Source organism: Prosthecobacter sp., assembly GCF_044373815.1.
Classification (GTDB): domain Bacteria; phylum Verrucomicrobiota; class Verrucomicrobiia; order Verrucomicrobiales; family Verrucomicrobiaceae; genus Prosthecobacter.
The window spans coordinates 1-24913 of the sequence record NZ_JBIPNG010000043.1 but is presented as its reverse complement, the minus strand read 5'-3'; the positions used below and the strand labels follow the sequence as shown (position 1 = coordinate 24913).

Here is a 24913-nt window from a genome sequence, read left to right as displayed (position 1 = left end):
TGCCAGTACTGTTCGGCACGCGGTCTGCTATTGAGGGGTGAATGGAGCCAAGCATTTTTGAATTGAGGCGGCGGTGAAAGGGCCAGGGAGTGGGAGGTGGGCGACATCGTGGCATCCGGGCACGCGCAGCCCTGGCGCGCGAGCGCGCCTGCACAGCCCTTGCTATGCGGGTTTCCAGTTGCTCAGCGTGCCATACCGCGGCTTGCGCACCCGGGTGGCTCGCTTCACCTCAAGCCGCAGCGCCTCGGCAAGCTCCTCCTTGCTGGCCGTCTGCATCTGATGAAAGGCCAGCATCTCCAGCATGCGTTTGCTCGGACGCCGCCCCAGTCTGCGGGTCAAAAGCACCGCGCAGATCAGCGCGGCATAGATCTGGATGGCCACGCCGTTTTCGCTCTCCGCAAACCAGTGCCGGCAGGGCAGCAGGCATTTGAGCCAGCGGAAAAAACCCTCCACCTCCCAGCGCTGCCGGTAGAGTCCGGCGAGCTCCCCGGCGCTGAGCTCTTCGGCCATTTGATTGCTCACCAGCCATACGGGCTCCTCCATGTCGGGCCGGTCCACGACCACCAGACGGAACGGGCCGCGCCTGCACAGGGCCCTCTCCCCGAGCATGACGCGCTCATCACGGCAGACGCCGGCCTCAATGTCGCGCTGGCTCAGCGGCAGCTCCTGGAGCGTCTCCACCTTGACCTGGTTCTGGCGCAGGCGCATCAGAAAGCCGCACCCGGCGCTCTGGAGCTCCTCGAGGTAGCGGTAGTTCATGCCGTAGTTGCGGTCGCCGATGTAGAACTCCCCGGCCTTGAGCTGCTGGCGCAGGGCTTTGCGCTCGCACAAAACCCCGTTGGAGGGCAGGCCGCCGGCAGGCAGGCCGTCGGCCAGGCGGTATTTGATGTGCAGGCGCACGGCGCGCTGGTCCTTGTACTGGCTGCGCCAGGTGGCCCAGTCCATGCGCGGGAGCACATACCACAAGGTGCTGTCGACCACGCGCAGCGCGGCGAGGTCCACGCCGCCGGGACCGGGCTGCGGGGGAAGGTCCGCCACCAGGCGCTCCAGCACGGCCTGGAGCAGCCGCGCATCAAAGAGGCTCTGCGCCTCCGAGAAGCTGCCCAGGCTTGCGGGCAGGGTGCCCAGGGAGCGTTGCGTGCGCTGCAGCCTGCTGGCCTGGCAGAGCCCGCGCATGGAGCTGATGACCGGGTTGAACAGGCCGAGCAAAAACAGCGAGAAGTAGTCGCGCTGGTGGAGGGTGCGCCGCGGGTCGTGCTCGCTGCGGTGGGGCTGATGCTGCGGGCTGACCTCGTCGAGCACACGCTGGAACTGCTCGATGAGCTTCCAGTGCCGCAGCTGGGCGGCTTCAATCTTGGGGGCTGGGACTCGGGCTGCAGCCATCAGCAACTTCATGCCACCCTTCGCCCAAAGGTACAGCAACATTTTTGTCACATCGCCCCACCTCAAACGCTGTGCCGAACACTATTGGCAGAGCCGCCCATGCAGCCGATGCGTTCAGGGTCGATCTTCAACTCTTTCGCATGCGCACGCAGGCATCGCAGCGCGGCTTTGCAGTCGTGCAGCGCCGCCGGGTACTTCGCTTCGGTGGAAAGGCGGTAGCTTACCAGCGCGGTCACGAATCCCCGTTGCGCCAGGCGCTCCATCATCGGCTTGTCGGCCTCCACCTGCCGCGCCTTCCAGCCCCCGCCATGAATGTCCAGGATGCAGGGCCATGTTCCCGCCGCATCAGGCACATAAACGTAGAGCTCCACGGTGTGCTCAGGATACTTGGCCACCTCGATCGTCTTCAGCGTGAATCCGGCCGGAGTCTGCGGCGTGAGCTTTTTCCACTTCGGGCCGTTGGCGCTGGCCTTCGCCGCCGGTTTGGGGTCGGCAGCGTGCAGAGCGCTCAGTGCGAGAGAAAGAGCAAGGCAGAGGGAGAAACGAAAATGCATGAGCATGCATAACGCCCGCAGAACCTCGGGTCCTAGCGTTATTTCTTCGCTTTCGGCACCTCGCCCTTTTCCGTTGAAGGACGTTCGGAGGCTTTGCGCAGGGCTTTTCTTTGCGGAGCCGGCGCACCGGGGTCAAAAGATTCTCCGCCGACCACCTGCGCTCCGCCTTGGGTCATCACCAAGGAAGGGCGGTTGCCTTCCGGATCTTTGTAGTACGTGCGCTGGTGTACCTTGCCATCCGGGTTCACCACCACGTGGCAGAAAACATGTGGCATCGCCAGGAACAAGACATGCAGCTTGTTATGCACATCGATGCTGATCTGCGGCTGCACCGCCATCATCGCAGGCCCCAGCAGGAACGTGGCGATGTAGGCCCCGCTGCGGTCATCCGTGATGCGGCAGTAAAGCTGCAAGTCATCAAGCTCACGAAACAGGATGACCTGGTAGCGGCGCTGACGCCCGGCACCATCGAAGCCTTGAGGCACGCCAAACGGCTGGTCAAACATGTTCGGCTTGGAGTCCGTGATGGTCATGCGCAGTTTATTGGACATGAAGTACTGCCCGGAGATGGGATGCAGTACGTTCGCAAGAATGGTGAAGGTGCCGAGACTGGACGTGGAATAGCCGCCGGAAATTTCCACCGTGTGCTTCGTCGTGCCGCCCGCAGGCAGGGTGATGGGCTCTTCCGAACCGATGCCTACAGGAGATAGCCGCTGTCCGGTGGACTGGGTGATCTCAAACTGCAGCCAGTCGGGTGCGCCATGACCGCCCACGATCACATCCGCGCCGGAGCGATTGGTGACACTCACCACGGCCACCACCGGCTCGCCCGTGAGGAATTGATTTTTCAGCAGGGTGAGATTCGTGACATATTGAGCACGGGCCTGGCCGCAGCACAGGCAGAGGATCAAGAGTAGGAGGATGCGGTTCATAAGCTTTAAGACTTGGGTTTGGCTGGAGGAGCAGTGCTGGCGGCGGGGGCGGTGCTGCTGGCGGTGCGGAAGCCGCGCGCGAGTGTAGCCTCATTCGCGGATTCAGGAAAGCGTCTGTCGGTGAGCAACTGGTCGTTGCTCTTCAGGCCGAAGTGCCCGCCACGCACCACAGGCACCTTGATGTCGATGTAATCCGGGTGAGAGGGCCATTCGCCGGACTGCGTTTCGCCTGCAGTCCATTCGCTCACGTTCCCGGCCATGTCACACACACCGTAGGGGCTGACGTCCTGCGTGACGCGTGTGATCGGCGCCCAGAGATTGTACCCGTCGATCTTGCCACCTTTGCCTTTCGGCGAAGCATCGTAATCATCGCCCAGATTGGCCGCCTTGCTGTTGGGCTGGTTTCCCCAGGGGTAAATCCAGCCGTGATCACCACGGGCGGCTTTTTCCCATTCCTGCTCCGTCGGCAGGCGCTGCCCGTTCCATTTGGCAAAGGCATACGCATCCCACCAGTCCACCTGGGACACCGGTGTGTTCAGTGTGATGCTCTCACCGTTGAACGTGGTGCCCGCTTTGGCTGCCGCATAATACTGGCCCCACTTCACAGGTTCGTGGCTCGTTTTGGTCTTCGGTTGCAGGGAATGATCAAAGGCTGCCGTGGGTGCTTTTTTCAGAGCCTTCAGAAAGTCCGCATACTGGCCGATGGTGACCTCATTCTTGCTGATCCAAAATTCCGGCAGTTTGATGTGATCGTTCTTTTGATAAGTGAAAGTGCCGGCGGGGATCTTCACCATCTCGATGGGAAGCGCTGAGGCATTGGCAGTGGGCAGGGTGTTGTTGCCGTTCATCAAGGCACCGAGGCCTGCAACGACGGCCAGGATTAAGACGATCATCACCCAGACCCACCAGGGTTTGTTGCCGTTGACGTTCACCGGCAGCGTCTCCGCCTCGATCTTGCGCACGATGCTGCGCTCACGCATGTCGTCGCGCACATCATCGAGCGCGTTCAGCAGTCCGTTCCAGTCGTGGTTGGCGTCAGCCAGCGATTGCAGCAGTCCACGGGATTTGCCTTCTGCAGCGATGGGGCGCATCAGGTCCAGGAATGCCTTCACATCCGCCTGCGGATCGCGCTTTTTGGGCACGGACGGGCGGAAGAAATTCACGATGCTCGCCTGATGGTCCGCATCAATGTAGATGTCTCGCGGCGAGATGCTCCGATGATGGTAACCACGCTCCGTGGCAAACTGCATCGCCTCCGCCACTCCGAACAAAACCTCCGCAAGGCGGCGCTCGGTCAGCATTTCATCCGTCAGCTCGATCTCCGACAAGCTGCGGCCGCGTGGCAGTTCACGCGTGTAAAACAACCACCCGTTCGTCTCACCCGCCTCATACAGCGGGGCGATGCGCGGATGCATCAGCGAGGCTTTCACCCGCTCACGTTCCTTGAACTTCGCCACCACGTCCGGCTGCTTCAAAAACTCTGGCTTCAGCAGCACCAGCGCCACCGGTCGTTGCACGGTGATCTGCAGCGCACGGTACGTTTCAGACTCCCTTTCAATGTAGAGCCGCTCCAGCACCTGGTAGTTTCCCAGTACGGTGCCAGGCACCATGACCGGGGGCGGTTCATTAGACTCCACCGGCAGCGTCAGCAGCGCCCGCACGCGATCCAGCAGTTTCTCCGGTGTGTACGGTGCATCCTTGAGCACCAGGCCGTCGGCGATCTGGTCTTCAAATCCGGTCAGGTCGTAGCGGGTCGTGAAAAGCACCCGTGTTTGCGGAAAGCGTGCGCGCACCGTGTCGCGCAGGGCAAAGCCGGTTTCCTGCGTTTGAAAAATGGCCTCGGTTACGAGGATGTCGAGTGAGTCGGCTTTCGCCACCCACGCAGCCGCTAGAGAAGGGCTGGCAAAATCAACCACGGTGTAGCCAGGGAGGTTGTCCCTGAGCCAGATGGTTCGGTTGCCGCGCAGCGCGGCATTGGAATCGACAAACAAAAGAGTCATGCGGGCATGTCAGTGGCGATCATCTGCTCATCGGCGGGAGCAGCGGATTCACACCCGCAGGAGCGGCGCCGGGTGTGTTTCCGAACTCCAGGAGATCGCGGGGCTCGGCAGCCACATCCTGGAGTTTGTTGTTGTAGTAGAGCCGGAGCATGTACCCGTAGTACGAACGGCGTCCATGCTGCTGGATTTCGGCGGCGGAGAGTGCAGGCAGGTGATAAACGACATCCAGCACTTCCTCGCCGGTGCCGTTCCAGTCCACCGGAGCGGTCTGCCAGGATTCAACCGGTTCAGGGGCGATGGTCTGCGCCACTGTTTGGTTGTTCACACGGTCGAAAAAGAACACCTCAAGATTCAGCTCCTGCGCATTGATCGGACGGTTGCCCGCACGAGAGATGGGAACATGCAGCACGTAGCGTTCGCCGGTGGGGACCTCGAAATCACGGGTGGCCCGACAGGCGCCGAGGCGCAGAAACTTTTCGCCATCCGCACCGGAGGGAGCCGATAGCGCAGGTGTTGCCACCCCCGCCGAACCCGCGCCCAGCCGTCGTGAGGCAAGTTCAAAATAACTGCCCGCCTTCGTGGCCCCGAGAAGCTGAATGCGCCGCCACGCGTCCGTCGCCTTGGCCGTGATGCCCATCTGTTCGTAGGTCTGCGCCATCTCCGCAATGATTGCCGGATGATCAGGCGTCAGTTCATCCGCCTTGCGCAGCAGTTCCAAAGTTCCCTGCATGTCACTCAGGCCACGGAGCTCCTGGGCCGCCGTGATGACGTAGTTCACATCACGCAGCAGTGCCGTGGCGGCATCGGGTTTGGAGTTGGGTCCAGGCGGTGCAGTCGTCTTGAACCCTGAAGCCTGCGTGCCAGACACTGCCGGAGGTGCGGAAGTCTGAGAAGTGCCGGGTATTGCAGGAGCAGGTGGGAAAGTCTGAGGGGTCCCAGGCAGGGCAGGAGCAGGTGCGAAAGGCTGAGAGGTCCCAGGCATGGCAGGAGCAGGTGCCGCAGGAACAACAGGCGTCACGGCGACGGGCGGAGCCTGGGGAATGTACGAAGGGGCGGGCATGGGTGCCGCAGCTCCGATCTTGTCGAATGAGCCAATGGGTGGCGGAGCATTCGAAACAGGGGCCGCAGGTGCCGGTGCTGGCAGCAACGACCCCGGCAGTGGTGGCGCACTGGCGGTACTCGGTGGCAGGGCGATCTGGCCGATCTCCGGCACCACGCTTGGCTGGGCTGAGGTCAGAGCGGGCGCAGCTGCCATGGGGCTCGCTCCCGCCGCAGGAGAGGGGGGGGCTGTGAGCAGTTTGAACGCCAGGCTCATCTGAACCACCGCCAGTACGCATAGCGTTCCCATCGCAACCGCTGAAGAACGATCACGCTCGGAAGATAGAATGGTGGATGGAGGAGTCACAAGTTGCTGAAAAAGACGCTCATGGTACGATTTGGGCTTCCTAGTGTCAATGTTTCAGGGTTCTTCGTTCAAAATGCCGGAAGGTCACACCCTGCCGCTGTTTTCTCATGCCATTGAAACGTCACCGCACTACCGGCCGTGTGCATTTTCCTTCACACCCGCTGAAATCGCGGCACAACTGTGCCATCGCGAGGGCTTGGTGTGGATGGATTCGTCTCTGACTTCACCCGGCGCGGTCTCCGTTCTCACCGCCGAGCCCGTCGCCGTATTGCGGGGCCACATCGACCGGGACTGGGAAAAAGTACGCACCGCACTGCGCATTCCCCGGGCCTCGGCAGGCGGTTTGTACGGCTGGGTCGGTTATGACGGCCATTTCGTCTTCGGCATCTACCCGCACGGCCTCGTCTATCATCATGACACCGCCAAGTGGTTCGAATTCGGCGATTTCAAGCTGCAAAGCTCCGCCTGCACCACGGCCCCAGCCCCGCGCCTCCAGTTCGAGCCAGGCGTCAGCAGCGCTGAATTCATCCGCATGGTCGAGCGCGCGCAGGAATACATCACCGCTGGAGACATCTACCAAGTCAATCTTTCCTACCCATGGCGCGCCGCCTGGCCGCAGGGCGCCGATGCGCTGGCCCTCTATTTAAAACTGCGCGCTGTTTCCCCCGCGCCGCATGCCGCCTTCATGCAGCTGGCCGGTACCACCGTGCTGTCCGCATCCCCCGAACTTTTCCTTCGCATGCAGGGCTCACGCATCGCCACACGCCCAATTAAAGGTACGCGTCCTCGCTTCGCCAACGATCCCGCACGTGACGCCGCCGCCGTGCGTGAGCTCACCACCTCGGCCAAAGAGCGTGCCGAGCTCCTCATGATCACCGACCTCGAACGCAACGACCTCGGCCAGGTCTGCGAATTCGGCAGCGTCGCCGTTCCCGAACTCTGGCGCGTGGAAAGCTTCGCTCAGGTGTTTCACCTCGTCTCCACCGTCACCGGCATCCTGCGCCCGCATGTCGATCACGTCGACGCCTTCCGCGCCTGCTTCCCCGGCGGCAGCATCACCGGCGCACCCAAAAAACGCGCCAGCGAGATCATCGCCGAACTCGAACCCCACGCCCGCGGCCTCTACACCGGCGCCATCGGCTGGTTCGGCTTCGACGGCCGCAGCCAGTGGAACATCGCCATCCGCACCGCCGTCCAGCAAGGAGATCAAATCACCTTCCACGTCGGCTCCGGCATCGTCGCCGACTCCATCCCCCAGCACGAGTACGAAGAGACCCTCCACAAAGCAGCAGGCATTCTCGCGGCTGCTAGTTGAACCCACAAGATTGTACATGCATAGCGACTCTGTCCTTTAAGTCTCTTCAGTCCTTTTTGTCCTTATACCGGCCAACTGCCCTGCGGTTCGCCAAACATTGGGAGATGTGGGATGTCCAAAGTAAAGTGCATCATTCGCTCACGAAGAAATCGCTCGACTACTTCAGTTTTAACTCGGTTATTTCGCATTTCAAATCCATACCTTTGAAGGCAAGTCATAGCATGTAAGCTGAGGCAGCGGTCCATATCCTGACGAGTAAACATTTTACTCGGAAACTGAATCTTGTGAAGGTCGTCAGCCACCTGTTGACGACGCTTCATATCTCCAGGAGACCAGCCTAGCTTCAGCCTATCAGCTTCTAGGTTTAACATATGGTTCAATACTGCTGCCAAAATATGCCAGTCCTTGTACCCCAGGCTATAGTAGTGTCTGCAAATACCAAGGAACTCATCATTTTTCTGAAGAAGGGACACCTGATTGGCAATACTATCCTTCAGGCCGATATAACGGTCTCTAATCTGACGCAAAGAATCAGCTTCATCGAATCTACGATGCAACGGCGGCTTTTGCCCAATGTTGGATGTCATATTTATCTTCTCCGATTAAATCTAAAAGCGCCACAAAGCTTCTCCCAACAGCACAAGCACGATCAAAAACGCCATTTCGAGTCCAATCAGCAAGCTCTCGTGTAATGTCATCTTTAGCATCAATTGTGGTGAATAATAGTATGCTCATCAAGAGATCATGCAGATGCGTCGTGTAATCCTTGGGTTTGTTGCGCATCCATTCAATCATGCCTCCATGCCATGCCAATTCCTGCACTTCCATTCCGAAGAGAGATGGATCAATTGATGGTGGATTGCTTCCACTGCTTCCAGAAGTGATCAAAAATTCTACCGTATCAACTACGAAAGCAAAATTCTTCCAGTTCGCATCCGCAAAAGCTGACTCGATCATTCCCAGTATGGTTTCCGCATATATTTGAGGCCCAATTGAATTTTCGCAACGAATGCGATATTTCACTCCTAAAATGATGATTTCGATGATGCTAAAACGCCCATTTTGTTTAACCAAACCATGATTTAACTGATCATAAGCAGGTTGCTCTTTCCATGACTGAATCATGTGTTCGACCTCATCAGGGCCGATTGATAACTCTTTTTCGATAGTCTGCTTGGCATCAGCTGCAAATAGCAATGCGAGCCTAGCGCTTTGAAGTCCCATTGCCTCCAGAGTCACTTCAATATTCAGCAACTCCGTAGCACTTTCTTTCGAGAGTTTAAGAAATAGGCACGCCAGACAGCCATCTTGGCGTTCAAGTTCTTCAGAAATGCCAGATGTTTCCTGACCTGCGATCGCAACTTGATGAGCTAGACCATGTGCGAAATTGCACCAAGCAAGGAACGGAGCAATCCGCCCAAGGCGAAGTTCTGTCCATGCAAGGCGAATTACACAATCATAGCCTCGCTTCGGGTTATTTCGCATTGTCTTTATAGAATACAGGGCGATTTGGGCGGCCTCCAAAAAGCAGACGCGAGCGGCCCATAAATGGTCAAGCGTCCCGTATGCCACACCCAATGCCAAAGAAGCCCTTCCGCTTTCCAGTAGCGTCTCCTCATGGGCGAGTTTGAAGCGAGCTTGCGAAATTTGAATAATGGCTTCTCGCGCCCTATTGTTAGATAAAAGGTCGATCCCATAGTTTAATTGGCGTCCTCCTGCTTCTGTCATGCCGCAACGCTCAGCCACGAGCTGTTGAACCTCTTCTTGGAACTTTAGATAATTGGGCAATATGCAGAAATGCTTACCGACTCCTTCAATAGCCTCCATAAAGCGCAACAGAGGGTAGGTTAACAGACCTCTAGCGGCACGAAAGCAATCTAAATATTCATCAAGCACCTCCGCTAGGCGCTGGCCATTACCGAGGTTTTTTCGCATGCGCATGCCGACTAGCAAAGTCTTCGCGTACAGAGACGCGTTTGGGCGGCTCTCGTCTGCTGCCAATACGGATAGACGCGTCTTTAAGCGATCCAATCTCGCAGTTTCGATGTTAAGAGGTGTTTCGTGCTGGCGAAAGAGTCTCGCAGTCTGAAGTATACTACAAATGTTGGCAAACAATTCACACTCTTCTCCCGTGCCTACTCGTTCTAAATATGGCTCCATTTCTTCATAGATCCGCTCGGCTTCCTTTGGATCATCGAACCAAAATAACTTCTCCATGCGTGCTGGTAATGTGCGCGAACAATCTGTTCTGCATGCCCTGCGGTAGAGGCAAGTCGGCGTCCTTGAAGGAATAACCCATCAACCTCAGAACGCGGTCGTTCTAGACTACATGATAGTTTTGCAGCTTCGACATACTTTTCTGCAAGAGAGTAATCGTCAGTCCGCCTCAAATCAGGGTTGCGTAATTCTTGGAGAAGCTTCTCAAGTTCAACTTCTCGTCCTGCATCGCGAGGGCCAATACTCCGGGTCTCCGACATGCGAACGTCTAGGCCAAGCTTTGCAATGGCTAGATCTACATGCCGCCCTTTGAAAACGCGCTCAACTAGCCATGTGCGATCCAGAATCCTGACATCAGCCCCATGACGTTCGCGCATTTTTGTCTCCCATTTTTCCCGATCTTTGTCCGGGACCGGCTGGTTAGTAATAAAGAATACTTTTGAAAAGCGGCGTGATAAGCCGGCAATTTTTGTGACATCATCTGCCATTTTCGGCTGCCACTTTTTCTTCGCACTGAACGCGAATGCCCAATCATCGCTAGCTGGTCGCCCCTGACTAGACCAGTAACGGCGTTCGGCCAGTTCTTCGGATACAGGATAAGTGGAAGAATCTGTTTTCGAGTCTCCGCCTCCAACGGGCCCTGTTTGAGGAAGCAGATTTGGGCATATTTCTTTTTCAGCAATTGCGCGCGCAAATTCCTCAAATTCTCTTTCCCGTCTTTCTGTCGTCAGTTGTTCCAGATAAAACCTCAGTTGATCTTCTCCGAGTTCTAATTTCTCATCGACTTGGCTATCCGAAAAGTAATCAGGGTGCTGCTGTCGGTAAAAATCGCTGGGTCGTATTGACGGAGAGGGAATTTTGTCAAAACTTGGTTTTGATGATATGCTTTGCTCACTCACTGCGAAATGAAAGCTTGTTTGCTCATCAACACAAGCGGTTAGAAACTGCGGACTGATAGGATGGTGGAATGTCTCGTTAGTGGCGACGGGAGAGCTTGTAATGGAGTTTTCGTGCTGCCCCCCCCCCCACACAAAGCAGCCGGGATTCTCGCACCGGCAAATTAAAGCTCTGCGAGCTTTGGTCTGAGCCATGGAAACTCAGTGCCCAATGGCGTCCTTGTCCTTGATGGAAAAGAAATCCGGATGGCCGGGTTCGCGCTGTGCTTGGAGTCGTTTGCCGTCTCTGAAAAAGCACTTCGCCTCGTCATCCCAAATAAAGCCGCCTCCAGCAGCCGTCAGAATCTTCACAATGTCATCCTCTGTGACGTCCTTGTCCTCGCGCTTAAAAAGCTCCCACACGGAGCGCCCGTTCTTGAACACGACCTGGATGGTGTAACCGTTCTTTCCATACTCACGTTGTTCCATTCCTGCGCGAGGTTGATGGACAGCGCCCGGCCCATACCGTTGGGCCACTTCATCGGCTGTCTTCCCCAGGCACCCGAATTGGGACACATCTTCAAGTGCCGTGACCGCCTCGATGTTCATGATCGAAAAAAAGTCGTCATGCCGTGGCTGCCTCTGCGCTTTCACCTTTCCCCCGTCGCTTAAATAGCATTTTTGATCCGCATGCCAGATGAATGGATGCCCCGGAGTAGCGGCGTCTTTCAGCAGGGCCAGGATGTCGCTCTCACTGATCTTCTTGTCATTGCGCTTCGTGAGCTCCCAAATGGACTTGTCATTGGCAAACACGACATACGTCGTCATTCCATTCTTCGGGTACTCGCGCTGTTCCCAGCCGCCACGGGAGCGGTAGGTCTTTCCCTTTCCCAACCGTCTCGCAATCTCCGTCTTGCTCTCGCCGAGGTGGGCAGTGGCCGGAACTGTCAATCCAACGAAAATCAGCAGTATCCTGAAGAGGCGATGGGTTTTCATCATAGTTGATAATTAGAGCAGGCCGCCTGCGGGTTTAAAAGACCAAAAAAATGGGCGGGGCCTTCAGGATGAGCAGCGGCTTCTTGATAAGCATTCACTTCCAAGGCGTATGTTCATCTCCCATGAAGCGCCTCACCTTCCTCGCCCTTGCCGTCGGCAGTCTTTTCGCCCCGTTGATCCACGCCGCCGATGACGGCCGGGTGTACGAATTGCGCATCTACACTTGCAACGAAGGCAAGCTGGATGCCCTGCTGGCCCGTTTCCGCGATCACACCTGCAAGCTCTTTGAAAAACACGGCATGGTTAATGTCGGCTACTGGGTGCCGGTGGACAAGGAGAACGGCTCGGACACCACACTCATCTACGTGCTCGAACACAAGAGCCGCGAAGCCGCCAAGGAAAGCTTCAAGGCCTTCGGGGCTGATCCCGAATGGCAGGCCGCCCGCAAGGCCAGTGAAGAGGGGGGCAAGATCCTCGCCAAAGCACCGGAGTCGATCTTCATGAAACCGACAGATTTTTCACCGCCGCTGACCATCGCCAAAGGCAGCAAGCCCCACGTGTTCGAAATGCGCACCTACACCACGCCGGAAGGAAAGCTCGACGCCTTGCTCTCCCGCTTTCGCGATCACACCATGAAGCTCTTCACCAAGCACGGCATGACCAACCTCGCCTACTGGACCCCGACCGATGCGGACAAAGGTGCCGCCCATAAGCTGATCTACATCCTCGCCCATGACAGCAAGGAAGCCGGTCTCGCCTCCTTCACCGCATTCCGTGCCGATCCAGTCTGGGTGAAAGCCAAAGCCGCCAGCGAGGAAGCCAACGGCGGCCCGCTGACCATCCAGCCCCAGGCCGAAGGCGTGAAGAGCATCTACATGAAGGCCACAGACTTCTCACCCATCCAGTAAGACCATGCGCGCGCTCTGCCTCCTCCTCCTCCTCGCCACCTCCCTCCACGCCGCCACCCCCACTTTCGAGTGGGTCGCCGCAGGTGGCGGAGCCAAGAATGACAAGACCCGCGCGGTCACCTTTGACCGCGAAGGCAACGTCTTCCTCGCCGGTGAAGCAACCGATGACGGCACCTTTGGCGATCAGAAGCGCACCGGACTCGGCGGCATGGATTTCTTCCTCGCCAAAGTCTCCCCGGAAGGAAAGTTCCTCTGGGTCCGCAGTCTCGGCGGCAGCCTGGTGGACCGCGGCTACGGTGTCGCGACGGATTCGGCGGGCAATGCCTACGTCACCGGTCACTACCAAAGCACCGATGCCCAGGCCAACGGCCAGACACTCCCGAATTCGGGTGATTATGACATCTTCATTGCCAAATACGACACAAGCGGAACGCTGCTTTGGATCAAAACGGCCGGCGGAAAAGGCTACGATTATGGCCACGGAATCGTGGTCGATTCCAAGGGCGACATCGTCGTGACGGGTGCCATAGCAGGCGAAGCCAAGTTCGGCGATGTCACCGTCAATGCCGGCAGCACCACCCGTCCGATTTTCTGCGCCAAGTATGACGCTTCAGGCAATTTGAAGTGGGTGAAGGCAACCGGTGGCAAATTCTCCGGCAGCGGCCACGGCCTTGGTGTCGATGCCAATGACTCTATCTATATAGGAGGCAGCGGCGGCGGCACGGGCACGATGGATGGCGTGACCTTGGATGCCAGATCCCAGGCCGGCATCGTACTGAAACTCACTTCCTCTGGCGAAGGCGTCTGGGCAGCCACCCTCCCGGGCGTACCAAGCGCAGGCTTCCATGAAATCGCGGTCGATGCCACAGGCCGCACTTGGTGTGCAGGCATGTTCAAAGGCGTGCTCAACGGCGGCCCCGTGCACACCACTGGTGACAAAGACAATGATGGTGTGCTCGCTCACTACAGCCTCGAGGGCAAGCTGGTGTGGAGCCACGTCCTCCAAGGCCCGGCCACTGACTACTGCCTCGGCGTAGCCACGGACAACACCGGGCGCTGCTTCGTGACGGGGGAGTTTTCCGAAACCGCCACCTTCGCTGAGCAGTCACTCAAAACCCAAGGTGCCACGGACATCTTCACAGCGGCTTTTGATGCCAAAGGAGGCCTCGAATGGCTCGTCCAAAGCGGCGGAATCAAGGGGGACAACGCCTATTGCATGGCCTGGCACCCCTCCGGCAGGCTAATTATTTCAGGGTCTTGTGTCGCACCTGCGACATTCAGTGGCCAGACCATGGCGTCGCCCGGCGGGGCCGAGGCTTACGGGGCAGTTCTCCGTTTAAAGTGACGGTATGGCGCTAAATTAGGCCTTAGGGTCGTCTTAAGCTAGGTATTTGGCCTGTCCCGGCTACAAACCAGCGCGTTGACAGGGGTGTCGAACTCGTCACCATGCGCGCCCCTCCGACCGGGCCCCCCATCTGGTCGAGCGTGACCCAACAACCAACCGACAGATTGAATCCAACCACCCTCCTGTGCCTCGCTGCTATGTGCGTCTCCGCTGCTGCGGAAGAAGTTAAAAGCTCAACCACAACCCCAGCTGGCACTCCAGGCCAGGTCATTGCAGGCGTCAAGACAACCGCCTACACTCACGACGAAAGCGACCATATCGAATACGGTGCCCGCACCGCAGTCGGTACCCCGCTCAAGCATGGTCAGATCCGCAGCGCTGCTGCAGACTGGTCCATCTATCCGGTGGGCACAGTGTTCCAGATTCAGGGAGATCCCTCGATCTACGTCGTCGATGACTACGGTTCCGCCCTCGTGGGCACGAAGACCATCGATCTCTACAAGCCCACCTTCGGCTTGATGAACAACTGGGGCACGCGCCACGTGACCATTCGCGTCCTTAAGTGGGGCTCGTTTATCCGAAGCCTCACCATCTTGAAGCCACGGGCCTACAAAGCCTGGCACGTGCGCGAAATGGTCGCCCGTATCGAATCCCGTCCGGCTTAAGCCAGGACGCTTTCCGGGACACGAGCTACAATACGCCCTTCGGGATCACGCACGACGATTTTGCCGTGGATGATCTCGGGGGGATTGCTGATGCCCTTCACGTAGTCTGCAGCCAGATCCTTGCTGCAGCCAAGTGACTGGCGGATGCGGACGGCGAGTGTTTCAGGGTCAATGTCAGTCATGGTTATTCGACTTTAAGCCACCTTGGCGGCAAAGTCGTGGCAAGAATCATCGCACTGGCGGAAAAGACTGTGCATGTTTTTCGCTCGCCACTGCGGGGCATGTTTTTCTATGATCGGCCGAATTTCATGGAAACCCCGCTCTCGCCCCTCGACTTCGCCCGCCGTGCCCGCCGACTTTATGCTGATCGCGAAGCCGTGGTCGATGGAGAACGCCGCTTCACCTACCGCGAATTCTTTGAGCGCTGCGACCGCTGGTCGGCTGCGCTGCAACATCTTGGGGTGAAGCCTGGAGAGCGCGTGGCCACCATCGCGCCGAACACACACTCTCATCTGGAGGCGTTTTATGCCATCCCGCAGATCGGGGCCGTCATCGTCCCGATCAATTTCCGCCTCACCGCCGCCGACTTCGCCTACATCCTGAAGCACAGCGGCGCCCGCGTCGTCTGTGTGCATGCCGATTACCTCGATGCGGTGGATTCCATCCGCGATCAGGTGCCCGGGGTGGAGCATTTTGTGGCCCTCACCGGCAGCAAGGCTGGCTGGACCGACTACGAGGCCACGCTGGCAGCCTCTGCGTCCGATTTCGTTGCTGCTGAAATCTCCGAGACGGAGATGATCGCGCTGAATTATACCAGTGGCACCACGGCGAATCCGAAAGGTGTCATGGTTTCGCACCGCAACACGGCATTCAACATCATGGGCCATCTGATGCATACCCACATCACCAGCGCGGACCGCTACCTCTGGGTGCTGCCCATGTTCCATGCGAATGGCTGGACCTTTGTCTGGACCGTCACTGCGGTGGGTTGCCGTCATGTCTGCCTGCCGAAGGCGGATCCCCGGCTCATTTTCGAAGCGATCTCACGGGAAGGCGTTACTCTGCTGTGCGCTGCACCGACCGTGCTCATCGGCATGGCCAATGCACCGGAAGAGCTCCGCAAGAACGCGCCGCGTGGCGTTCGCGTCATTACCGCCGGCGCTCCGCCTGCCGCCGCCACCATCGAGCGCATGGAAGGTGAACTCGGTTGGGACATCACTCATGTGTATGGGCTCACGGAGGTCTCGCCCATCGTCACCATCAGTGAATCACGCCCTGAGCATGCGCAGCTTACTCCTCAGGCTCGTGCTGTCATCAAGGCCCGGCAGGGGGTCGAATACCTCGCCAATGCGGAGGTCCGCGTGGTCGATGACGATGGTCAAGAGGTTGCCAAAGACGGTGCGGCCATGGGTGAGATCATCATTCGCGGCAATGCCGTGATGAAGGGGTATTATAATGACCCCGCCGCCACCGCCAAGGCCATCCGCAACGGCTGGTTTTACAGCGGAGATGCCGCCGTGGTGCATCCCGATGGGTACATTGAAATCCGTGATCGCTGGAAGGACATCATTATCAGTGGCGGCGAAAACATTTCGTCTGTCGAGGTCGAGGGCGTGCTTCTGCGTCATCCAGCCGTGCAGGAATCCGCGGTCGTCGGGCTGCCGCATGAGAAATGGGGTGAGACGCCGCAGGCCTTCATTGTGCTCAAGCCCGGTGCCACCAGCACGAGCGATGAACTGCGTCTGTTTTGCCGCGAGCACCTTGCTCACTTTAAGGTGCCGCATGGTTTTGAGTTTATTGCTGAGCTGCCCAAGACCGCGACGGGGAAGATTCAGAAGTATGTGCTGCGGGGCGGGCGGGCGAACATCGCTGCGCAGTAGAGGAGGATAGGCCTCCGGCCTGACCACGGCCTGAGGCATCTCGTCTTAGTTTTTGAATCAAAGGCGGGACGCCTCGATCCGCCGACAGGCCGGAGGCCTATCCTCCGCAGCCGTCATTGCCCAGCGAGTTTGCCGTCTTCTACATGCACGGTGCCGCCGCGTACTTCGATCTTCTCGCGCGCCTGTTCCACCGGTACATGGCGTGGGGTGTTGGCTGCAGCTCCTTGCGGGCGTGCCCAGCGGATGCCGTTGGCGATGACACGCTGCACGTCCGGCAGGTGGTAGATGGGATACACTTCGTGGCCTGGGCTGAAGTAAAAGATGCGGCCGCTACCGCGCGTCCATGTGGCGCCGCTGCGCATCACCTCACCGCCTTGAAACCAGGAGACGAAGATCAGCTCGTCCGGTGTGGGGATGCCAAAGGGCTCGCCGTACATCTCCGATTGCTCGATTTCGATGCAGTCGCCGATGCCGGCGGCGATGGGGTGGCCTGGATTGATTTTCCAAACGCGCTCCCGCTCGCCCGCTTCGCGCCAGCACAGGGCGCAGCTGGTGCCCATGAGGCGCTTGAAAATCTTGGAGAAATGGCCGGAGTGCAAAACGATCAGCCCCATGCCGGCGAGCACCCGTTCCTGTACGCGGGTGACGAGTTCATCGCTCACTTGATCATGCGCTGCATGGCCCCACCAGAGGAGCACGTCGGTTTGATCCAGCACGACTGGGGGCAGACCCTGATCCGGTTCATCCAGCGTGGCGGTATGCACGTTGAAGTCGCCATGCTTTGACAGCGCCTCCGCCAGCGCGCCGTGAATGCCGTTGGGATAAATGGCTGCCACGGTGGGATTTTGCCGTTCATGGACAAATTCGTTCCAGATGGTGACGCGGATGAGGGGATTGTGCATGGATGATGACTCTGAAATTACGTCGGGTTACGGCTTCTTCGCGAACTGAAAGCTCAACGTCCTAGCTCCTTAGGACCTTCTTGCGAAGCTGCATGATCGTGACTTTCCAATGTATCGCTTTCCATTGCCTCCTGATCGGTGGCCGGTTCCCGCCACGTGAATCTACCTCGTAAAGTGTAGCACAGACACGGAAAGCCGATGATCACCAGGCCGCACAAGGCATTCCATGGGGTTGCGCTGTTTCTTGGTCCTCCAATCTCGATTGGCTTTGGATGAATCAGCCACGTGTCCAGCAAATACCAAGAGTATGCGCTGAATACGGACAACATGACGAATCTCCCGGCCCACCAGAAACGCGGTCCGTTTAGCAATGCAAGAAAGAGGCAGGAGGCGATCAGACTGCAGCCCAAAAACAAGAAACCAGTTTGAAGATCATTTGCCGCGAATCTGACATAAGCCATGAGTGCCATGAACAGAGCCAAGCAAAGTGCAACCGGACCAAGAGTCCAAAACACAAACCGGCTTCCACCAAGAAGAACGTCACCAAATTTCCCAGCTGGCTCGCCTTGTTTCATCAGCTTGTTTTAATGCTTCACCGAGCAGCCCGGGCCGACGGTCTGGAAGAAGTCGTTGCCTTTGTCATCGACGAGGATGAAGGCGGGGAAGTCTTCGACTTCGATTTTCCAGATGGCTTCCATGCCGAGTTCGGCGAACTCGACGACTTCGACCTTCTTGATGTTTTCCTTGGCGAGGATGGCGGCGGGGCCGCCGATGCTGCCGAGGTAGAAGCCGCCGTGCTTTTTGCAGGCGTCGGTGACCTGCTGGCCGCGATTGCCCTTGGCGATCATGATCATGCTGCCACCGTGGCTTTGGAAGAGATCGACGTAGCTGTCCATGCGACCGGCGGTGGTGGGGCCGAAGCTGCCGCTGGGCATGCCGGCGGGTGTTTTGGCCGGGCCGGCGTAGTACACGGGGTGGTTCTTGAAGTAGTCGGGGAGGGGCTTGCCGGAATCGATCAGCTCCTTGAGTTTCGCATGGGCGATGTCGCGGGCGACGATGATGGGGCCGTTGATGAGGAGGCGGGTGGTGGTGGGATACTTGCTGAGCTCGGCGCGGATCTCGGCCATCGGACGGTTGGTGTCGATGCGGACAGCGTTGGTGTCTTTGCGGTGGCGCAGCTCCTCGGGGATGTAGGGCAGGGGATTGGTTTCGAGCTTCTCGATGAAGATACCATCCTTCGTGATCTTGCCTTTGGCCTGACGATCTGCGGAGCAGGAGACGCCGATGCCGATGGGCAATGAGGCGCCGTGGCGTGGGAGGCGGATGATGCGCACATCCAGGGCGAAGTATTTGCCGCCAAACTGCGCGCCGATGCCGCATTCGCGCGCGGCCTGCAGCATCTGGGCTTCGAGCTCGACATCGCGGAAGGCGCGGCCGTGTTCGTTGCCGGTAGTGGGAAGGTTGTCGTAGTACTTGGTGGAGGCCAGTTTGACGTGCTTCATCGTCGATTCCGCGGAGGTGCCGCCGATGACGAAGGTCAGGTGGTAGGGAGGGCAGGCGGCGGTGCCGAGGGAGACCATCTTGTCGCTGAGGAACTTCACAATGCTCTTCGGATTGAGCACGGCGCGGGTTTCCTGATAGAGGTAGGCTTTGTTGGCCGAGCCGCCGCCTTTGGCGATGAAGAGGAATTTGTACGCGTCGCCATCGGTGGCGTAGAGGTCGATCTGCGCGGGCAGGTTGGTGCCGGTGTTCTTTTCGTCGAACATGTTCAGCGCCGCGTTTTGGGAGTAGCGCAGGTTGTTCTCGGTGTAGGCGAGATAGACGCCCTTGGAGAGAGAGGCTTCATCGCCACCGCCGGTCCAGACCTGCTGGCCTTTTTTGCCCATGATGATGGCGGTGCCGGTGTCCTGGCAGAAGGGCAGCAGTCCGGCTGAGGCTACGTCGGCGTTTTTGAGCATGGTCAGCGCGACCATGCGGTCGTTTTCGCTCGCCTCGGGATCGTCGAGGATGGCGGCCACCTGCTTCAGGTGCTTGGGGCGCAGGAAGAAATTGATGTCGTGAAAGGCCTGGTTGGCCAGCAGGGTGAGAGCCTCGGGATTGACGACGAGGACTTCCTTCTCGCCAAATGTCTGCACGGAGACGTGTTCCTTGGTCAGCAAACGGTATTCGGTGTCATCGGTGCCGAGTTCGAGGAGTTCCTGGTAGTGAAAGGGGGGCGTGGGCATGGGGAGGTGAATTTGAAAGGGATACGAGTTCGGGCAACGAGGGAAAGGAGCATTTTGCACGTTGGCAGGCGGTGCGCGTGGGGATAAACTGGAAACATGATTTTGGAAACGATGCCCGTTGTCCAGCAGCTCAGTTCCCGGGACAAGCGGCTGCTGGCCGAGGAGCTTTGGAAGGCCGCCGATGCCGAGGACGCTGAGGTGATGGACGAGGCTGCGGTGTTGCAACTGCTGGATCGGCGTCTCGCTGACCATGAGGCCACTCCTGAGGCGCTTGCCGCGTGGGAAGAGGTGAAATCACGCATTATGGAGGGGCGTGAAAACTGAGGTGAAATGCCGGGTGCTCAGTCCACAAACACCGCGCGCTTCCAGATGGGCACGCTGGTTTTGATCTCTTTCAGGTACCAGTAGCACAGTTCAAAGGACTCCGCGCTGTGCTTGGTGCGGACGCGGATGACGATGCTCGGCTGCTCTGCGGCCACGAAGCCGAGGCGGTGCTGGATGAAAACGCGGTGCGGGCCGTGCTCGCGCTGGCCGCGTGCGACGAGGTCCTGCAGCATCTTTTCCGCCATGGGCAGGTAGGCGCTGTAGTCGATGCCGGAGATGGTTCTGCCGTCTTCCATGCCGCGTACGACGCCAAGAAACTGCGCCTCGGCGCCTTCACCGGCTTTGAACGCGGTTTGGGCTATTTGGATGGGCTCTTCACTCAGGATGACGACGGGCGGCATGGGTGCAGGATAAACAGCGGGATGGCCGATTGCTCATAAAACTTGTCCGTTGGTGCGGGTTTCTGATAGCGTTTCAATTCTCCAACCATGAAACGCCTGTTTTTCCTTCTCCTAGCCGCCGCTCAGCTCCATGCGGAGACCCAGATCACCTGGAAGCGTCAGCAGCTGCACGGCGACTTTTATTCTGAGGGTGCCGGGATTGGTGACATCAATGGGGATGGCAAACCGGACGTGGTCGCCGGGCCGTTCTGGTGGGAAGGGCCGGCGTTTGAGAAAAAGCACGCCTACTACGAGCCGAAGATCTTCAGCATCAATGGCTACTCGGACAATTTCTTCGCCTATGTGCAGGATTTCAATGCGGACCAGAAGAAGGACATCCTAATCCTCGGCTTTCCGGGCAAGGAAGCGCGGCTGTACCTGAACCCCGGCACGCATGACGACAAGCCCTGGCCGATGCACATCGTGGCGGATGTGGTGGACAATGAATCGCCCGTTTTCACGGACATTACCGGCGATGGCAAACCGGAGATCGTGTGCAGCACCGGGGGCAAGTTTGGGTGGTTCGCGCCGAACTGGGAGAAGCCGACTGAGAAGTGGCCCTTCGTGGCGGTGACGGAGGATGTGAAGGTGGCGAAGTTCACCCATGGTCTTGGAGTTGGCGATGTGGATGGAGACGGGCACATGGACTTGTTGGAGGCGCGCCATTGGTGGCGCTGTCCTTTTGGGAAAGGGCAGATCAAGCCGGGGCCATGGGAGCAGCACAGCTTCGCGGCGGGTATTGGCGGCGGTGCTCAGATGTTCGCGTATGACTTCGATGGCGACGGACGCAATGACATCTTCACAAGCCTGCAGGCGCATCGCTATGGAGTGGCTGTGTATTTGAACCATTCGCCAGTGATCAAGCTCAGCGACAACAACACCTACAAAGGAACCACTGTAGTCACAGGTGCAGACATCAAGACGTCAGGTTCTCCCTCTTCACCAGCAGCAGCGCCACCGAATGTTGGCCCCAACTGGCAGCGCGTCATGCTGGCCAGCGAGCAGCCGCAGGATAACGAGTACGGCATCGTCTTCTCCCAGCCGCATGCGGCGTATCTCGCTGACATCGATGGCGACGGCGTGAAGGACATCGTCACCGGCAAGCGCTATTGGGCGCACAATGGGCACGATCCCGATGAGCGCGGTCACCGCGTGATCTACTGGTATCAGACGAAACGTGATGGAAAGGGCGGCGTCGATTTCGTACCGCATCTCGTGGATGCCGAAAGCGGCGTGGGTGTGGATGTGCAGGTGGGTGATGTGAATGGCGACAAGCTGCCGGACATCGTGGTGGGGAACAAAGCGGGTGTCTTCATCCTCACTCAGGAGCGGAAGGAAACCACGGCGGACCTGACGCCGAAGAAGATGTACGGCCCTGCGCTGAAGCCGCAGAAGGATTATGCCAAAGGTCAGTCTCCTCAGGAGGCGCTGAAGGCCCTGCAATTGCCCGGTGGATTCAAGGCGGAGCTGATCGCCAGCGAGCCAGACCTCGTGCAGCCCATTGCATTTACGTTTGATGAGCGCGGGCGCATCTGGGTGGTGGAAGGAAACAGCTACCCGAAACCGCGTGAAGTGGGTGCCGGTCAGGACCGCATCAAGATCCTCGAAGACAAGGATGGCGATGGGGTCTTTGAAACGAAGAAGATCTTCTGCGAGGGGCTGAACCTCGTCAGTGGCATTGAGCTGGGATTCGGCGGGGTGTGGGTGGGAGCGGCACCGTATTTGATGTTCATTCCGGACAAGGATCACGATGACAAACCGGATGTGCTGGACCGCACGAGTCCGCCGTCGAATCTCGTTCCCGGGCTGAAGTTTGATGCCATCGCCCTGCTCGACGGTTGGGGCAGCCAGGATACGCACGAGACGCTGAACAGTTTCATCTGGGGACCAGACGGCTGGCTGTATGGCTGCCATGGGGTCTTCACGCACAGCAAGGTTGGCAAGCCCGGCACGCCGGAGGATCAGCGCAAGCCCATCAATGCGGGGATCTGGCGCTACCACCCCGTGCGGCATGAGTTTGAGATCTTCGCGGAGGGCACCAGCAATCCCTGGGGGCTGGACTACGACCAGTATGGCGAGTTTTTCGTCACGGCCTGCGTCATTCCGCATCTCTACCACATCGTTCCGGGCGGGCGTTACCAGCGGCAGGCCGGGCAGCACTTCAATCCGTACACGTATGAGGATATCAAGACCATCGCCGACCACGCTCATTACGCAGGCAGTGCGCGTCCTGATGTCGCTTTCGACAAAACCACGGGTGCCGGCATCGTGAACGACGACACGAATGCTCTCGGCGGTGGGCACGCGCACTGCGGTCTTTCCATTTATCAGAGCAGCCTCTTTCCGCCGACGTATCGCAATCAGCTCATCTTTGGCAACCTGCATGGGCATCGGCTGGTGACGAACTATACGGACCCGCATGCGAGTACCTATGTGGGCAAGCACGGAAGTGACTTCATGCGTGCCAACGACATGCACTTCATCCCTGTGACGCAGAAGGTGGGGCCTGATGGCGCGCTGTATGTGAGTGACTGGAGCGATGAACAAATCTGCCACCGGGGCAGCAACGCGGTGGAGAACTGGGACCGGAGCAATGGGCGGATTTATCGCGTGAGCTATGCAGGCTGGAAGCCGTGGAAGGGTGATTTGGCGAAGGAGAGCGATGAGGCGCTGGCGAAGCTCGCGGTGCAGACGGATAACGAGTGGAAGTCGCGGATGGCGAGGAGGGTTCTAACTGAGCGTCAGCCACACCAATTTAAAGGAGGCAGTAATTTTGGGTCATCCGACGACTTGCATGTATTGGAGAAAGCTATTGCAGATTCATCGACCGTTACGATCAAACTCAGAGCAATGTGGACACTGGAGCTGATCAAAAATCTTTCAAAAGACGAAGAGGCAAGGTTGCAGTCTGACCCATCGGAGATTGTTCGGGCTTGGGCAGCGAGACTGAATTCAGAGTCACTCTCGCTAAAGCGAAAAACAGTCACGACAGCGGCCGGCTCAGATGCTCAGCCTTCGAAGCAAGCTGATCCAGACAGCGACAACAAGGTTTTTGGCGTGATGGCCAAGATGGCTGCAAAAGAATCTTCTCCGATCGTTCGTCGTGCGTTGGCGTCAGGTCTGCAAAAACAGAGGTTGGACCTTCGTCAGAAACTCGCCACCGCCCTCCTGGCCCATGGCGAGGACAAAGATGACCCGATGATTCCGCTGCTGATCTGGTATGGCATCGAGCCGCTTGTCGGGGCTGATCCGAAGGTGGGGCTGGAACTGGCTCGGGTGTCGAAGCTGCCAAAGGTGACGGAGTTCATTTATCGCCTTCTGTCTTCGGATGATGCGGGACGGGCTTCGATGCTTTCGGAGCTCACGAAGGAGCCGGATGCGGCGAAGCGCGAGGCGACGCTGGCGATGATTCTGAGCAGTGCTCGTGGTGCGGGCAAGCTGGCGATGCCGCCTGACTGGGCGACGATTGCGACGAAGCTCAAGGCGGGTGGTGAAGGAACCGCCGTACCGGCTAAAGCCGGTACTACGGAACAGCTGGTGACCGAACTCAGCGCGTTGTTTGGCGATGCGGAGGCGCTGCAAACTTTCCGCGAACGCTTGGCGCTTGCCAGCGCGCCGGTGAACGAGCGCGAGAAGGCGCTTGGCGTTCTCATTCAGACGGGCGATGGGGGCACGGCGAAGCTCTTGCAGCAGATTCTTACACAGGACGCTCCCGCTTCGCTGCGGCGCAAATCCATTCAGGCGCTGGCTTCGCTCAAAGATGCGGAAACGCCGAAGGTGCTGGGGGCGCTGCTGCCGAAGATTTCTGCGAATGAGCTGCCTGATGCGGTCAATACGCTCGCTTCGACGAAGGAAGGCTCCAAGGAGCTGCTCAAGGCCGTGGAGGCCAAGACGGTGCCTGCCACGGCGCTTTCGCCTTTCCTGGTGCGCCAGCTCACGGCCTTTGATGACAGGGAGATCAATGCGCTGATCAAATCTGCCTGGGGCGATGTGAACGCGCCGAAAGCCGACCTAGGCGAGCGGACAAAGAAGTATCGCGAACTGCTCACGTCCGCTGCTTTGGCCAAGGGGGATCTCGCGAACGGCAAGATGCTTTTCACCATGACCTGCGGCCAGTGCCACAAGCTCTTTGGTGAAGGGCAGAATGTGGGGCCGGACATCACGGGCAGCAATCGCGCTGACTTGAACTACCTGCTCGAAAATGTGCTGGATCCGAATGCGGTGATCGGCAAGGCTTACCAGCTCAATCTTTTTACCATGAAGGACGGTCGCGTCATGAGCGGTGTGATCAAGGAGGAAAGTCCTGCGGCGGTGAAGATCGCGATGATGGGCGGGGTGGAGTTTACGCTGCCGCAGCCGGACATCGCCAAGCGTGAGGTGTCGAAGCTGAGCACGATGCCGGAGGGGTTGTTTGATGCGCTCAAACCGGAGCAGGTCATTGATCTGGTGAAGTATCTGCAAAGCGGGGCTGCCGGACCGGCTAAAGCCGGGACTGCAATACCCGGAGCGATTGAAGGCGAGGGGCTCAAGGTTCTGGCGAAGACTGG

At 58.5% G+C, this 24913-nt stretch carries 22 protein-coding genes; 8 read left to right on the top strand and 14 right to left on the bottom strand.

Annotated features, from left to right (window positions below; translation table 11 throughout):
• Nucleotides 1–162 precede the first annotated feature (162 nt).
• From ACIREA_RS06035 to ACIREA_RS06015, 5 genes are all read right to left on the bottom strand, one after another.
• Nucleotides 163–1383 carry an IS4 family transposase gene (locus ACIREA_RS06035; protein ID WP_397381362.1) on the bottom strand — a complete coding sequence of 407 codons (1221 nt, stop codon included), beginning with the start codon at nucleotides 1381–1383 and terminating at the stop codon, nucleotides 163–165.
• Between the two features lie 62 nt (nucleotides 1384–1445).
• Nucleotides 1446–1943: an alpha/beta hydrolase fold domain-containing protein gene (locus ACIREA_RS06030; protein WP_397381361.1), complete on the bottom strand. Its 498-nt coding sequence runs from the start codon at nucleotides 1941–1943 to the stop codon at nucleotides 1446–1448.
• Between the two features lie 32 nt (nucleotides 1944–1975).
• Nucleotides 1976–2869 carry a hypothetical protein gene (locus ACIREA_RS06025; protein ID WP_397381360.1) on the bottom strand — a complete coding sequence of 298 codons (894 nt, stop codon included), beginning with the start codon at nucleotides 2867–2869 and terminating at the stop codon, nucleotides 1976–1978.
• A 5-nt stretch (nucleotides 2870–2874) separates the two neighbouring features.
• The gene (locus ACIREA_RS06020) at nucleotides 2875–4869 is read right to left on the bottom strand and encodes an SUMF1/EgtB/PvdO family nonheme iron enzyme (protein ID WP_397381359.1); all 1995 of its coding nucleotides are present in this window, start codon (nucleotides 4867–4869) and stop codon (nucleotides 2875–2877) included.
• 19 nt (nucleotides 4870–4888) lie between these two features.
• Nucleotides 4889–5851, bottom strand: a complete 963-nt coding sequence (locus tag ACIREA_RS06015) for a hypothetical protein (RefSeq protein ID WP_397381358.1) — start codon at nucleotides 5849–5851, stop codon at nucleotides 4889–4891.
• Here ACIREA_RS06015 and ACIREA_RS06010 point away from each other — a divergent pair.
• Together ACIREA_RS06010 and pabB are read left to right on the top strand one after the other, a co-directional pair.
• Entirely contained in the window at nucleotides 5850–6188 is a 339-nt protein-coding gene (locus ACIREA_RS06010; protein WP_397381357.1) for a hypothetical protein, read from the top strand. The genes ACIREA_RS06015 and ACIREA_RS06010 overlap by 2 nt on opposite strands.
• Before the next feature lie 159 nt (nucleotides 6189–6347).
• Nucleotides 6348–7589: an aminodeoxychorismate synthase component I gene (gene pabB, locus ACIREA_RS06005; protein ID WP_397381356.1), complete on the top strand. Its 1242-nt coding sequence runs from the start codon at nucleotides 6348–6350 to the stop codon at nucleotides 7587–7589.
• 62 nt (nucleotides 7590–7651) lie between these two features.
• On the opposite strand, the gene ACIREA_RS06000 is transcribed toward pabB, so the two are convergent.
• From ACIREA_RS06000 to ACIREA_RS05985, 4 genes are read right to left on the bottom strand one after another with little or no spacing between them, the layout of a single operon-like run.
• Entirely contained in the window at nucleotides 7652–8176 is a 525-nt protein-coding gene (locus tag ACIREA_RS06000) for a hypothetical protein (RefSeq protein WP_397381355.1), read from the bottom strand.
• On the bottom strand, nucleotides 8136–9806 hold the full coding sequence (locus ACIREA_RS05995; RefSeq protein WP_397381354.1) for a hypothetical protein: 1671 nt from the start codon (nucleotides 9804–9806) through the stop codon (nucleotides 8136–8138). Before ACIREA_RS05995 ends, ACIREA_RS06000 begins: the two co-directional genes overlap by 41 nt.
• Nucleotides 9734–10897, bottom strand: coding sequence for a hypothetical protein (locus ACIREA_RS05990; protein WP_397381353.1), 1164 nt, complete (start codon nucleotides 10895–10897; stop codon nucleotides 9734–9736). The genes ACIREA_RS05995 and ACIREA_RS05990 overlap by 73 nt, the downstream gene beginning before the upstream one ends.
• A gap of 6 nt (nucleotides 10898–10903) precedes the next feature.
• A complete protein-coding gene (locus ACIREA_RS05985; protein WP_397381352.1) occupies nucleotides 10904–11680 on the bottom strand; it encodes a hypothetical protein in 777 nt (258 codons plus the stop codon).
• A gap of 119 nt (nucleotides 11681–11799) precedes the next feature.
• On the opposite strand from ACIREA_RS05985, the gene ACIREA_RS05980 reads away from it, so the two are divergent.
• The 3 genes from ACIREA_RS05980 (at nucleotide 11800) to ACIREA_RS05970 (ending at nucleotide 14595) form a co-directional block, all read left to right on the top strand.
• Nucleotides 11800–12585, top strand: a complete 786-nt coding sequence (locus ACIREA_RS05980; RefSeq protein WP_397381351.1) for an NIPSNAP family protein — start codon at nucleotides 11800–11802, stop codon at nucleotides 12583–12585.
• 4 nt (nucleotides 12586–12589) lie between these two features.
• Nucleotides 12590–13930 carry an SBBP repeat-containing protein gene (locus tag ACIREA_RS05975; RefSeq protein ID WP_397381350.1) on the top strand — a complete coding sequence of 447 codons (1341 nt, stop codon included), beginning with the start codon at nucleotides 12590–12592 and terminating at the stop codon, nucleotides 13928–13930.
• Between the two features lie 197 nt (nucleotides 13931–14127).
• Complete coding sequence (locus ACIREA_RS05970; RefSeq protein ID WP_397381349.1) at nucleotides 14128–14595, top strand: 3D domain-containing protein; 468 nt, start codon at nucleotides 14128–14130, stop codon at nucleotides 14593–14595.
• On the opposite strand, the gene ACIREA_RS05965 is transcribed toward ACIREA_RS05970, so the two are convergent.
• On the bottom strand, nucleotides 14592–14777 hold the full coding sequence (locus tag ACIREA_RS05965; RefSeq protein ID WP_300198149.1) for a hypothetical protein: 186 nt from the start codon (nucleotides 14775–14777) through the stop codon (nucleotides 14592–14594). The genes ACIREA_RS05970 and ACIREA_RS05965 overlap by 4 nt on opposite strands.
• 126 nt (nucleotides 14778–14903) lie before the next feature.
• Here ACIREA_RS05965 and ACIREA_RS05960 point away from each other — a divergent pair, with 126 nt between their 5' ends.
• Complete coding sequence (locus ACIREA_RS05960) at nucleotides 14904–16475, top strand: long-chain-fatty-acid--CoA ligase (RefSeq protein WP_397381348.1); 1572 nt, start codon at nucleotides 14904–14906, stop codon at nucleotides 16473–16475.
• Nucleotides 16476–16588: 113 nt separating this feature from the next.
• Here the strand turns inward: ACIREA_RS05960 and ACIREA_RS05955 are convergent, their stop codons facing one another.
• From ACIREA_RS05955 to ACIREA_RS05945, 3 genes are read right to left on the bottom strand one after another with little or no spacing between them, the layout of a single operon-like run.
• Nucleotides 16589–17377, bottom strand: a complete 789-nt coding sequence (locus ACIREA_RS05955) for a ThuA domain-containing protein (protein ID WP_397381347.1) — start codon at nucleotides 17375–17377, stop codon at nucleotides 16589–16591.
• A gap of 53 nt (nucleotides 17378–17430) precedes the next feature.
• The gene (locus ACIREA_RS05950; RefSeq protein WP_397381346.1) at nucleotides 17431–17952 is read right to left on the bottom strand and encodes a hypothetical protein; all 522 of its coding nucleotides are present in this window, start codon (nucleotides 17950–17952) and stop codon (nucleotides 17431–17433) included.
• Nucleotides 17953–17961: 9 nt separating this feature from the next.
• Complete coding sequence (locus tag ACIREA_RS05945; protein ID WP_397381345.1) at nucleotides 17962–19602, bottom strand: fumarate hydratase; 1641 nt, start codon at nucleotides 19600–19602, stop codon at nucleotides 17962–17964.
• 96 nt (nucleotides 19603–19698) lie between these two features.
• On the opposite strand from ACIREA_RS05945, the gene ACIREA_RS05940 reads away from it, so the two are divergent.
• The gene (locus ACIREA_RS05940) at nucleotides 19699–19926 is read left to right on the top strand and encodes an addiction module protein (protein WP_397381344.1); all 228 of its coding nucleotides are present in this window, start codon (nucleotides 19699–19701) and stop codon (nucleotides 19924–19926) included.
• Between the two features lie 17 nt (nucleotides 19927–19943).
• Here ACIREA_RS05940 and ACIREA_RS05935 read toward each other — a convergent pair whose 3' ends face one another.
• The gene (locus ACIREA_RS05935; RefSeq protein ID WP_397381343.1) at nucleotides 19944–20327 is read right to left on the bottom strand and encodes a molybdenum cofactor biosynthesis protein MoaE; all 384 of its coding nucleotides are present in this window, start codon (nucleotides 20325–20327) and stop codon (nucleotides 19944–19946) included.
• Between the two features lie 87 nt (nucleotides 20328–20414).
• On the opposite strand from ACIREA_RS05935, the gene ACIREA_RS05930 reads away from it, so the two are divergent.
• On the top strand, nucleotides 20415–24913 hold a 4499-nt coding region (locus tag ACIREA_RS05930; protein WP_397381342.1), incomplete at its 3' end, for a PVC-type heme-binding CxxCH protein.